Source organism: Pseudomonas campi (assembly GCF_013200955.2).
Taxonomy (GTDB): Bacteria; Pseudomonadota; Gammaproteobacteria; order Pseudomonadales; family Pseudomonadaceae; genus Aquipseudomonas; species Aquipseudomonas campi.
This window is the reverse complement of the sequence record NZ_CP053697.2, coordinates 3,749,915-3,762,078: the sequence shown is the minus strand read 5'-3', so window position 1 is coordinate 3,762,078 and position 12,164 is coordinate 3,749,915. Positions and strand designations below refer to the sequence as shown.

General features: G+C 63.0%; 10 protein-coding genes. 7 read left to right on the top strand and 3 right to left on the bottom strand.

Annotated elements, in window-relative coordinates:
* Nucleotide 1 precedes the first annotated feature (1 nt).
* From HNE05_RS17405 to HNE05_RS17375, 7 genes are all read left to right on the top strand, one after another.
* On the top strand, nt 2-592 hold the full coding sequence (locus tag HNE05_RS17405; protein ID WP_173209674.1) for a hypothetical protein: 591 nt from the start codon (nt 2-4) through the stop codon (nt 590-592).
* Nucleotides 593-627: 35 nt separating this feature from the next.
* Nucleotides 628-1,620 carry a chemotaxis protein CheX gene (locus tag HNE05_RS17400; RefSeq protein WP_173209672.1) on the top strand — a complete coding sequence of 331 codons (993 nt, stop codon included), beginning with the start codon at nt 628-630 and terminating at the stop codon, nt 1,618-1,620.
* A gap of 72 nt (nt 1,621-1,692) precedes the next feature.
* Complete coding sequence (locus tag HNE05_RS17395) at nt 1,693-2,061, top strand: response regulator (protein ID WP_173209670.1); 369 nt, start codon at nt 1,693-1,695, stop codon at nt 2,059-2,061.
* Nucleotides 2,062-2,170: 109 nt separating this feature from the next.
* A complete protein-coding gene (locus tag HNE05_RS17390; RefSeq protein ID WP_173209668.1) occupies nt 2,171-5,332 on the top strand; it encodes a GAF domain-containing protein in 3,162 nt (1,053 codons plus the stop codon).
* A gap of 324 nt (nt 5,333-5,656) precedes the next feature.
* Complete coding sequence (mpl, locus tag HNE05_RS17385) at nt 5,657-7,009, top strand: UDP-N-acetylmuramate:L-alanyl-gamma-D-glutamyl-meso-diaminopimelate ligase (protein ID WP_173209666.1); 1,353 nt, start codon at nt 5,657-5,659, stop codon at nt 7,007-7,009.
* A gap of 1 nt (nt 7,010) precedes the next feature.
* Nucleotides 7,011-7,640 carry a flavin prenyltransferase UbiX gene (gene ubiX / locus HNE05_RS17380; RefSeq protein ID WP_173209664.1) on the top strand — a complete coding sequence of 210 codons (630 nt, stop codon included), beginning with the start codon at nt 7,011-7,013 and terminating at the stop codon, nt 7,638-7,640.
* A gap of 70 nt (nt 7,641-7,710) precedes the next feature.
* The gene (locus HNE05_RS17375; protein WP_173209662.1) at nt 7,711-7,986 is read left to right on the top strand and encodes a YceK/YidQ family lipoprotein; all 276 of its coding nucleotides are present in this window, start codon (nt 7,711-7,713) and stop codon (nt 7,984-7,986) included.
* Between the two features lie 176 nt (nt 7,987-8,162).
* Here the strand turns inward: HNE05_RS17375 and HNE05_RS17370 are convergent, their stop codons facing one another.
* The 3 genes from HNE05_RS17370 to HNE05_RS17360 all read right to left on the bottom strand — a co-directional run bounded on the left by HNE05_RS17370 (nt 8,163) and on the right by HNE05_RS17360 (nt 12,065).
* Nucleotides 8,163-9,344, bottom strand: coding sequence for an acetyl-CoA C-acetyltransferase (locus HNE05_RS17370; RefSeq protein WP_173209660.1), 1,182 nt, complete (start codon nt 9,342-9,344; stop codon nt 8,163-8,165).
* Between the two features lie 300 nt (nt 9,345-9,644).
* Nucleotides 9,645-10,286, bottom strand: coding sequence for a Rossmann-fold NAD(P)-binding domain-containing protein (locus tag HNE05_RS17365; protein ID WP_173209658.1), 642 nt, complete (start codon nt 10,284-10,286; stop codon nt 9,645-9,647).
* A gap of 69 nt (nt 10,287-10,355) precedes the next feature.
* Nucleotides 10,356-12,065 (bottom strand): C13 family peptidase, encoded by a 1,710-nt coding sequence (locus tag HNE05_RS17360; protein ID WP_173209657.1) that lies wholly within the window; start codon nt 12,063-12,065, stop codon nt 10,356-10,358.
* Nucleotides 12,066-12,164 lie beyond the last annotated feature (99 nt).

Here is a 12,164-nt window from a genome sequence, read left to right as displayed (position 1 = left end):
CATGCGCACAGCCAATTACGAGCTCGATGCGACGCTGTACAAGTTGCTGCAGGTGGCGTTGGAGCAAACCCTGAAGGCCTGCGCGCCCTCCGTGCCCTGGGTCACCAGCAAGGTCGAGACGCTGGATGAGCTGCGCCATGAGCACTGCATAGTCCTGACCATTTCCTCGTTCAAGTTCAAGATCATGTGCCTGCTGCATCATTCCATGGATGCGGCCAATCGCACCTTCGTGGCAGAGGCGACCGCCACCAAGCTCGAAGACCTCGAGGAGTCGGTGTACACCGACTACCTGATGGAAATGAGCAACAGCTTCTGCGGTACGTTCAAGCGTCACTTGCAGGGCAGCTGCCCGCCGCTGGGGATGTCCACGCCGAACTTCCTGGAGAGCGCCAGCCTCAATTTCGACCACATCAAGCTTGCGCACTGTGTGCATGTGCGCGCTCAGTCAGCTAGCGGCGCCTCCTCGCTATTCGCTGCCAGCGCGCTGGTCATTGCCCGCGACGAAGGCGATTTTACCCTGCTGCCGTATCAGGATTATGCCAGCGAGATGGATAGCGCCGCCGACAGCTCAGGAGAGCTGGAACTCTTTTAAAAGCCCCGTTTTCTATTGCAGAGGGTCGCGCTCGTATGATCGGTTTTGAGAAACAGCTCGTCAGCAAGGTGTTGATCTTCGAGGATGCTGCCGTCGCCCAGGGTCAGTTGAAGGCTTTTTGCAGCGAACATGGCCTGATCGGCCTCAAGCAGGCCAACCATTCGGCCATGAAGATGCTGCAAGCCAATATCGATCTGGGGGCGGTGCTGATTTCCGAAGGCTGCACCGACAGCGCCGAGGGGATAAGCAACGGCTTCGAGCTGGCCCGACGTGTTCATCAGCTGCGCCGGGAATTGCCGATTTTCATTCGTCGTGATGGCCGTGCCGACCTGGATGATCTGGCTCCCGAGCAACGAGCCGGGATTGCTGGTGCCTACGATATCGAACGCCCGGAAACCCTCAAGCTGTTGCTCGACCAGTACCTGGCCGACACCGAGTACCCCATCTCGCTGATTCGGCGCATTGAAGAAGTGACCCATAGCTCCCTGACGGCGCTTTTTCGTGATATCGAGGTGAGCAACGAGCTGCCTTACCTGGTCAAGGACAAGCTCACCTACGGCGATATCCTCAGCCTGCTGCCGGTGGAGTCGCCCTGGTTCAGCGGCTACATGATGGTGCAGAGTGAAGAACAGCCGATGATCGAACTGATCAAGGCGGGCCGTACCGCCATCGATGGCCGGGCGGTGGATTTCCGTGATGTCATGGGTATGCTCAGCGAAATCACCAACCTGGCCTGGGGTGGCTTGAGAACCCGTTTGCTGGCGCTGCACCCGCCGACCGTGGACGACAGCACGCGGATCAGCGTGCCGATCACGGTCAACCAGTACAAGGAATACATCTCCTTTGGCACGGATCGCTCGCAGCTGTGCTTCAAGTACACACTGCGTGACGTGCATGGCCAGTTGCCGCCGGTCACCCTGTTCCAGAAATTCATTTTCAATATTCGCTGGTCGCCCGAGGAGTACCTGCAGGCCGACGAAAACAAAGTGGAAGATTTGGTTGAAAGTGGTTGCCTCGAATTGTTTTGAGTCAACGACCGTACTGCCGAAAAGATGGTTAATAGCAGTTTGGGCTGCATAGAAAAGATAAGGCTGAATTCAATGGCACAAATACTCGTAGTAGATGACAGCGCCGCGATCCGTAACGAAGTCGCAGCGTTCCTCAAATCCAATAATTTCACGGTGGAAACCGCCGTCGACGGCAAGGATGGGCTGGTCAAACTCAAGGCCGATCGAGCCATCAAACTGGTCATCTCGGACGTCAACATGCCGAACATGGACGGCCTGACCATGGCCGAGAAAGTGCGCAGCGAGCTGGGCAACCAGACCGTCAACATCATCATGCTGACCACCGAGAACGACCCCAACATGAAAAACCGCGGCAAGGCGGCGGGCGTCAAGGGTTGGATCGTCAAGCCGTTCAACGGCGCCAATGCATTGGGCGCCATCCAGAAGCTGGTGGCCGGTTAAAGGCGTAGCGCTACGTTGTTGCGGCTGGTGAGTCGGCCATAGGCTGCCGATGGGGATGCCTAGTTTCATCGCGGGAATATAAAAATAAAGAGTCCACTATGGTGATTGCATGCCAACGCTCAAGCTCAGTTTCAATCAAAAGGTAGCCCTTGGGTTCGCCGTCATCCTGCTGTTGTTGACCATCTCTGGCGCCATGTCCCTGTGGACTCTTAGCGACATCAGCAGCTCCAACGAGCGCGTTCACGAAACGGCCGTCCCGGTGGTCAGCGAGGTCAACAAGGTGCAGATTCGCCTGTTGAAGCTGGCCAACCTCAGTGCGCTGGGGTTCAACGCCCTGAGCGAGGATGACATCCGCCCCTATCGCGACGACTTCGAAAAAGGCGCCGCAGAGTTCGCCGAGGGCTTCAAGACCCTTGAAGCGCTGGCCCAGGCCGATCCGCAGCGCGCCGCCCTGGTTGCCGACATCAAGAGTAACTACGACACCTACACCATCGCCGTACGCAAGATGTTCGACGCCAAACTGGCCGTGCTGATCGCCAAGCAGCAGGTCGAGGACGAAGTCGGCGTAGTGATGGAGCGCTCCGACGACGTCGGCTTCGCCTTCCTGGAAATCGTCAACTTCCGTGCCCCGAGCAAGGCGCTGGAAAAGGACCTGACCCTGGCCCAGGGCTTCGCCAACCAGGCCGATGCCCTGATGGCGGGTGTGGCCAAGGCGGCCCAGGAAATTCAGAACGGCGAGGATCTCGAGCGCCTGGATAGCGCCCAGGATGACTTCGAATTCATCATCAACGGGGCGATGTTCTGGTTCGACAAAGCCATTCCCTTGTTCCAGCCGATGGACGACGCCGACATCATCGGCACCGCCCAGACCAGCGTCGAAGCTCTGCGCGCGCGGCTCAAAACCCAGCCCAACCTGGTCGACTACAAACGCGAGCAACTGACCCAGGCGCAAACTGCGCGGGAGCAGCTGAGTGCTTCCAAGACGGCCGTAGCGAAGTCGGTGGCGGGTCTGGACGAGGTGCTGGTGTCCGCGGACGCCCAGTTCAATCGCCTGCAAACCGAGCTGGGTGACAGCGTCAGCTTCGGCTTCAAAAGCACCATCGTGATCCTGATTATCCTGCTGGGTCTGGCGACGCAGAACTTCAACTCCATGCGCCTGGCCATTCGCAAGAAGATGATCGACCTGGCCAAGCTCAACGGCATTGGCGGCACCCTGGCCGCGGCGCGCGATCAGGACACCGCGCTGGAGCTGGTGCTGCATGCCATGTACGAGAAGATCGGCATCGAGCGTGGCTCGGTGTACCTGTTCAACAAGGACAACGAGCTGGAGGCCAAGGCCTTCCTGCCGCCCAAGCAGATGGACGGCGCGCCGTCGGCGATCACCTTCACCATGGGCGAGGGCGTTATCGGTCGCGCAGCTGCCTCCAAGCAGGCGCTGTTCGTCCCGGATACCAGCCGTGACCAGTCCTATGTGGGTGGTGAGGGCGAGAAAGCCAAGGCTTTGCTCTGCGTACCGCTGGTCGACAAGGACATCCTGATCGGTGTGATGAACTTCTCCGGCGAAGTGAACAAGGTGGCCTTCGCCGACAGCGACTACGAGTTCGTTGCGTCGGTGGCGCGTTCCCTGGTCACCACCATCAAGAACATTCGCATGGTCGAGGTGATCGAGGAACATAACCGTACCCTGGAACGCAAGGTTGAAGAGCGTACGGCGGCGTTGAAACAGAAGAACGAAGACATCGCCAACATGTTCTCCAACATGCACCAGGGGCTGTTCACCATCGTCGATGGTGGGTTGATCCACCCCGAGTATGCGGCGTACCTGGAGACCATCTTCGAGACCAAGGAAATCGCCAACCGCAACGTCGTCGACTTCATGTTCAAGCGCTCGACTCTGAGTTCCGACGTTATCGACGCCGCCTCCACTGCGGTGGCGTCCATCGTCGGCGAAGACGCGATGATGTACGAGTTCAACTCGCACCTGCTGGTGACCGAGCTGACCCTCGAGTTCCCAGACAAGCCGAACAAGCTGATCGAGCTGGACTGGGACCCGATCATTGATGATCAGGATGTGATCACCAAGCTGATGGTCACCGTGCGTGACGTCACTGCGCTGAAAGCGCTGCAAGCCGAGGCTGAAGGGCAGAAGCAGGAACTGATGATCATCGGCGAGATCCTCTCGGTGGATGCCGACAAGTTCAGTGACTTCATCGAGGGCTCGGCCTCCTTCGTCGACAAGTGCCGGACCATCATCGAGCAGACCGAACAGAAGGATCTCGGCAAGCTGGCCGAGCTGTTCCGTAACATCCATACGGTCAAGGGCAATGCCCGTACCTATGGCCTCAAGCACATCACCGATACAGTGCATCGGATTGAAAATACCTACGACCAGCTGCGCAAGAACGAGGACATGCAGTGGCAGCCTCAGGAACTGCTGGGCGAGCTGGCCTTCGCCGAGCAGGCGATCAAGGTCTACAGCAGTATTTTCAAGGACAAGCTGGGTCGTGATGGCAAGCAGGGGATCGCGGGGGCGCAGGTCGACCGCGAGCAGATCAACCGGCTGATGGATAGCATCGCCGCGCTGTCTGATACCGAGTTGCCGGCCAGTGTGATCAATATCGTGCGCGACACCTATCACTCCCTGGCGACCATCGATGCCGAGCCACTGGAGACGGTGATTGCCGATGTGCTCAAGTCGGTGCAGTCGCTGGCCGAGGAGCTGGGCAAGCCGGCACCGGTCGTGGTGATCGAAGATCACGATATCTACACGCGCAAGGCGGCGCACGCCATGCTCAACAACATCTTCATGCATGTGCTGCGCAATGCCGTGGATCATGGCATCGAAGCGCCGGCCGAACGTCGCGAGAAGGGCAAGGCCGAGCAGGGCAGTATCCGTATCGATGCGGTGGAAGACGATGGTGCTGTCAGTTTCGTGGTACGCGATGATGGCCGTGGCATCGCCCTAGGCAAGATTTTCGCCAAGGCCGTCGACATGGGGCTGTACCCGGCAGGTGCGGCGCGTCCTGCGGCCAGCGAGATTGCCAACCTGATCTTCACCTCCGGCTTCTCCACCGCCGATGAAGTCACCGAAGTGTCGGGGCGTGGCGTTGGTATGGATGCCGTGCGCGAGTTCCTTGAGTCCGAAGGTGGCAGTATCGAGATCAAACTCGATACCGGTGACGAGAGTGCCGATTTCCGCGGCTTCAGCACACTGATCCACCTGCCGGCCTCGCTCTGCGTGATTCCGCCGGAGTTCGCCCGGGCCAGTTGAGTCGCATCCGGGGCGCTCACTGTCTGCCGGTGAGTGACCCCGCAGCGCCTGCGGATGGCCATTCGACTGCCTACCGTGTGCTTTCCCGCCCAGCCGATCTGTGCCCGCACCGTTGTAGGTGCGGCGCACGCTCTGCCGCTAGCCGCTGTGCTAACCTGCGGCAAATTCTTCCAGGCCTTTATCCGGCCATGTGAGCGCCCCCTTAAGCGTTGTCGCGTAGGTATCTGTCACCTGCTCGACTGCAGTCGCTGCTGCGATCGGGCAATCCGTCGTCAGTGACGCGGCGCTTTCACAGGGTGGTGGCGGTCGTTCTTGGGGTTATCCATGCATATCCATATTCTCGGCATCTGCGGCACTTTCATGGGCTCCCTGGCGGTCCTGGCGAAAGAGCTGGGTCATCGCGTCACCGGTTCTGATGCCAACGTCTATCCACCCATGAGCACCCAGCTCGAAGCCCAGGGCATCGAGCTGATGCAGGGCTATGAACCGGCCCACCTGCAGCCGGCACCCGACCTGGTGGTGGTCGGTAACGCCCTGAGCCGCGGCAACCCGGCCGTCGAGTATGTGCTGAACAAGGGCCTGCCCTACGTGTCCGGCCCGCAGTGGCTGGCCGACCATGTGCTGCAGGGGCGCTGGGTGCTGGCCGCTGCCGGTACCCACGGCAAGACCACCACCAGCAGCATGCTGGCCTGGGTGCTGGAGCATGCCGGCATGAGCCCGGGCTTTTTGATCGGCGGCGTGCCGCAGAACTTCGGCGTGTCGGCGCGCCTGGGTGGCACGCCGTTCTTCGTGGTCGAGGCCGACGAGTACGACAGCGCTTTCTTCGACAAGCGCAGCAAGTTCGTCCACTACCGCCCGCGCACCGCGATCCTGAATAACCTGGAGTTCGATCACGCGGATATCTTCCCGGATCTGGCGGCCATCGAGCGGCAGTTCCACCACCTGGTGCGCACCGTGCCGGGCGAGGGGCTGATCATCCATCCGCAGGCCGAACAGGCCCTGCAGCGGGTCATCGAGATGGGCTGCTGGACTCCGGTGCAGACCACCGGTGACGGCGGCCAGTGGCAGGCCAAACTGCTCAGCGCCGATGGCTCGCGCTTCGAGGTGTGGTTCGACGAGGCCCTGATGGGCGTGGTCGAGTGGGCGCTGACCGGCCAGCACAACGTCGCCAACGCCCTGGCCACCCTGGCTGCGGCACGCCATGTCGGCGTGGTGCCGGAACTGGGCATCGCCGGCCTGTCCAGCTTCAAGAGCGTCAAGCGGCGCATGGAGAAGGTCGCCGAGGTCAAGGGCGTGACCATCTACGACGACTTCGCCCACCACCCGACCGCCATCGCCACCACCCTGGACGGCCTGCGCAAGCAGATCGGCGATGCGCCGCTGATCGCGGTGATCGAACCGCGTTCCAACTCGATGAAGCTCGGCGCCCACCGCGACGGCCTGCCGGCGTCCGTGGTGCAGGCCGATCGCGTCTACTGGTATGCGCCGGCCAACCTGGGCTGGGATCTGGCCGCCAGCGTGGCCTCGTCCAGCGTGCCGACCGAAGTCTGCGACTCGCTTGAAGCGATCATTGCCGGGGTCAAGGCCCACGCCACGCCCGGCACTCAGGTGGTGGTGATGAGTAACGGTGGCTTTGGTGGCCTGCATGGCAAGCTGGCCAAAGCGCTGGAGGAATAACATGTCGGGTCCCGAACGCATCACCCTGGCCATGACCGGCGCCTCCGGTGCCCAGTACGGCCTGCGCCTGCTCGACTGCCTGGTGCAGGAGGAGCGCGAGGTGCACTTCCTGATCTCCAAGGCCGCGCAGTTGGTGATGGCCACCGAGACCGACGTGACCCTGCCGGCCAAACCGCAGGCCATGCAGGCTTTCCTCAGCGAATACACCGGCGCCGCGGCCGGGCAGATCCGCGTGTACGGCAAGGAAGACTGGATGGCGCCGGTGGCCTCCGGCTCCGGTGCGCCGGCGGCGATGGTGGTTGTGCCCTGCTCGACCGGCACCCTCTCGGCCATCGCCACGGGTGCCTGCAACAACCTGATCGAACGCGCCGCTGACGTCGCCTTGAAGGAGCGTCGCCAACTGATCCTGGTACCGCGTGAGGCGCCGTACTCCAGCATCCACCTGGAGAACATGCTCAAGCTGTCCAACCTCGGCGCGGTGATCGTGCCCGCTTCGCCGGGCTTCTATCACCAACCGCAGACCATCGACGACCTGATCGATTTCGTCGTCGCGCGCATCCTCAATCTGCTGAATATTCCCCAGGACATGCTGCCGCGTTGGGGTGAGCATCATCTGAGCAGTGATGACTGACTGTGTAGGAGCGAGCTCTGCTCGCGAACGGTGGCCGCATAGAGGCTTCGCGAGCAGAGCTCGCTCCTACGTGGTCGGCCTGAGCCTGCTGCTGGTGCTGCCTGGCTGCGCCAGCGTGCGCACCCTGGATGCGGCCAAACCGGGGGCGCCGATCATCTACTCGGGGACGCGCCTGGACTGGTATGCGCTGCAGGGTGGTTGCTGCCCACTGGACCGTTTTGGCGCCGAGGCGCCCAAGTATGCCGGTCTGGATCTACCGGCCAGTGCCCTGCTGGACACCGTGTTGCTGCCATTCGCCGTGGCTGCCGAGCTCGGTGTGGGGCTCGGCGTCACGGGCGGTCACTGAAACGACGCGGGCCTTGCGCCCGCGTCGATCTGCTTAGAACCTGTTTATGATCTTTTGAGCTAGAGCCAGGCAAGGCGAAATTGGGCGAGGGCGCGGAGTTTACAAGCCGTAAATGAGCAGCCCGAGCCCGATTTCAACGCAGCATGGCCGACGATCAAGAGATCGTAGACTGGCTCTTAGGTGCGCTCGACCGCCAGGGCCACGCCCTGACCGCCACCGATGCACAGGGTGGCCAGACCTTTCTTGGCGTCGCGGCGCTGCATCTCGTGCAGCAGGGTCACCAGCACGCGGCAGCCGGAAGCACCGATCGGGTGGCCGAGGGCGATGGCGCCGCCGTTGACGTTGACCTTGTCCAGGCTCCAGCCCAGCTCCTTGGCCACCGACAGGGCCTGGGCGGCGAAGGCTTCGTTGGCTTCCACCAGATCCAGATCCTCGACGCTCCAGCCGGCCTTGCTCAGTGCGCGGCGAGTGGCAGAGACCGGGCCGATGCCCATGATCGCCGGGTCGACACCCGAACCTGCCGCAGCAGCGATGCGCGCCAGCACCGGCAACTTCAACTCGGCAGCCTTCTCGGCGCTCATCAGCAGCACGGCGGCAGCGCCGTCGTTGAGGGTGGAGGCGTTGCCGGCGGTGACGCTGCCGTCTTTCTGGAAGGCTGGCTTGAGCTTGCCCAGGGATTCGGCAGTGGTGCCGGCGCGCGGTTGTTCGTCACGGGCGAAAGCTACGGGTTCGCCTTTGCGCTGCGGGATCAGCACCGGGGTGATCTCGCCGTCGAAGCGACCGGCTTCCTGGGCGGCGCTGGCGCGCTGCTGCGAGGTGGCGGCGAAGGCGTCCTGCTGCTCGCGGCTGATCTGGTACTTGGCTGCCAGGTTCTCTGCGGTGATGCCCATGTGGTAGTCGTTGAAGGCGTCCCACAGGCCGTCCTGGATCATCGTGTCGAGCAGCTTGCCGTGGCCCATGCGCATACCGGTGCGGGCCTGCTGCATGACATAGGGCGCCAGGCTCATGTTCTCCTGACCGCCAGCGATGATCACCTCGGCATCGCCACAGGCGATGGCCTGGTAACCCAGTTGCACGGCCTTGAGGCCCGAACCGCAGACCTTGTTCAGGGTGAAGGCCGGCACCGTGTGCGGCAGACCGGCCTTGATCACGCTCTGCCGCGCCGGGTTCTGTCCGGCACCGGCGGTGAGGACCTGGCCGAGGATCACTTCATCGATTTGCTCGGCACTGACGCCGCTCTGCGCCAGCAGACTGCGGATCACCGTGGCGCCCAACTCGACGGCGGGAATGGCGCTCAGCGCGCCCTGAAAGGCGCCGATGGCGGTACGGGTGGCGGCGACAATCACGACTTCGCGCATAAGTTCTCCGGTGTCTGGCTGTGGGTATGGTCCTGCGTGTGGGCAGGGTGGGCCTGTGCGTGGATGAGTGCGCGGGCAGGCCGGGGAGGGCCGAGTTTAAAGCGCCGGCAAGGCAGTGAACAGCGCGGCGGATGGCCGGCGAGGCTTAGCTGGCCCGTTGCGAGTGGCGCTATTGGTGGATAGGTACAGCGTTATCCACCCTACAAAGCTTGCCAGTGCGCATGGGCTGAGAAGCGGCGCAGCATTTCCACCGATGAGCCAAGGCAGTAAGCGGTCTTGTGAGGGGTTGTGCGGGGGGGCTTAGCGGCCGAGACGACGCAGCTGGTGGGATTCGACGATGCGCACGCCATCGCTTTCTTCCAGGGCCAGGCGCCACAGCGCACGGGCCAGGGCGGCGGCCTGAATGCCGCGGTACTTGCCGGGCAACCAGCGCATGAAGGGCGCGGCCAGTTGTTCGCCGAGGCGGAACTCACTGCGCGCGCCGAGCAGCAGCGAGGGCCGGGCGAGGGTCAGCTGGGGCCAGTCCTGGGCGATCAGCGCCTGCTCCATCTCGCCTTTGACGCGGTTGTAGAACACGCCGGATTTGGCGTCGGCGCCCAGGGCGCTGATCACCAGCAGATGCCGCGCACCCAGTTCGCGAGCGCGCTGGGCGAAGGCCAGGACCAGGTCGTGGTCGATGGCGCGGAAGGCCTCCTGCGAACCGGCCTGCTTGATGGTGCTGCCCAGGCAGCAGAAGGCGACATCGACACGGCCTTGCAGCTGCGGCAGCAGGTCGCCCAGTTCGCCGACCGGGTTGTCCAGGTGCGCATGCTCGGCCAGCGGGCGGCGGCTGGGAGCCAGCACGCGATTGATGGTCGGCTCGCTAAGCAGGCGGTCGAGCAAATGTTCACCGGTAAGTCCGGTGGCTCCGGCGAGCAGGATGTGCTGAGGCGTCAGGTACATGCTGGGCTACTCCACTGATACAACCAGCTTAGAAGTTTTTGCTCGCACAGGTATGAGTGCTATGCCGCTTTATTCGGTTTTCTTCACAGTCGCGCTCTCCAGCGCCAGCTTGGCCTGGCTTTCGCGCAGGGTCTTCCACTGTTTGAGCACGGCGGGCGGTGCCCACAGTTGTGGCTCGGAGGCTTGGAAATCTTCGGCCTTCTCCCGTTCGGCAACTTTTGTCTTGGCCAGTTCGAAGGCGCGCTGCAAATCATCGGTTTCGTTGAGCGCCTCGGCGAACAGGGCGCGGCCAAAGTAGGTGAAGTCGTTTTCCTCGGAGCAGCCGAAGGACACCCGGTCGGCGCGCGCGGCGGTCATCACCAGGGTCTTGTCGTCTTTCAGCAGGGGGATGAAACCGCCGGAGTAGCAGGCCGAGATCACCACCACCTTGTGCCGCTCGCGCAAGGGTTGCAGCAGCGCCGCCAGCTCGCTGGCGGGCAGGTTTTCCAGCTGCAGGCGTGGCTGGTCGATGCTCAGTTGGTGGTCACGCGAGCCGTGGCTGGTCAGGTAGAGGAACACCAGATCTTCCGGGCCGCTGCGTTCGGCCAGGGCGCGCACCGCGCGGGTCAGGCTCTCGCGGGTGGCCAGCGGGCGGTCGGCAAGATGGTCACGGTGGTTGATCAGGCTGATGTTGCCGCGCGCATTGAAGCGCTCACCGAGCAGCTTGCTGACGTAGTCGGCCTCGCGCAGGAACACGCTCTGCTTGCCGTCGCCAGCCAGGGTCAGGCTGTACAGCTCGGTGCTCGGGGTGGAGGCGGGTAGGGCGGCGATGGCCTGGTCGAGCAGTTTGCCCTGCTCCAGCAGGCCCAACTCCAGCGCGTCTGGCAGTGCAGCACCCTGGCCGTCGCGGATCAGTTCGCCATTCTGCCAGGTGCCGCTGCGCTGCTTGCCATCGGCGAGTGTCAGGGTGCCATCGCCGGCGTACTCGTTGTTGACGAAGCGGCCGCGGTAGACACTGCCGTCGGCGAGGGTCAGCTCACCCTCGCCGTGGAAGCGCCAGTAACGCAGCTGCCCCAGATAATGACGGCCATCGGCGCCCTTGAATTCGCCCTTGCCCTCCAGTGAGCCATCTGCAAAGCGGCCCAGCCAGACATCGCCATCGGCATTCTGGAAGCGCCCCTGGCCATGGAAACTGTCGTCGCGGAAGCCACCGCTGTAGCGCTCACCGTCCACACCCTGGTAGCTGCCTTCGCCATTCAGCACGCCATCCTTGAAGATGCCGCTGTACTGGCTGCCGCCCTCGCTACGGGTGCCCGGGCCATTCAGCTCGCCACGGGCGAAACGCCCCTGGTAGCGGGTGCCGTCCGGCCATTCGAGCAGGCCGAGGCCGTGGTATTTGTCATTGCGGAAGCCGCCGCGGTAGCTCATCTCGCCCTGCTGCAGATGACCTTCGCCATGCAGGCGGCCCTGTTTGAAACCGCCTTTATAGATGCTGCCGTCGCCGTAGGTCAGCGTACCCTGGCCATCGAACAGGCCCTGGCGGAACTGGCCGACATAGCGCTCGCCGCTGGCGCCGCGCCATTCGCCCTGGCCGTCGCTCTGGCCGTCCTTGAAATTGCCGGCGTACCAGCTGCCGTTGGCGTAGTCGAGGCGCCCTTCACCTTGCAGCAGGCCATTGATGACCTCGCCGCGATAGCGACCGCCGTCGGGCAGTACGGCATCGGGTGGCAGCAGGGGTTCACCGTCACCGCAGGCGGCGAGCAGCAGAGCGAGGGTCAGAGGAGCAAGGAGGCGGGGCATGGTGGACGTCCTGGTCGGTGCATGCTTCGAGTATGCCGCAGCAGATGTGCAGCACCAATGCGAACGGGGCGCCTGGGCGCCCCGTTCAGTCACTTCGTA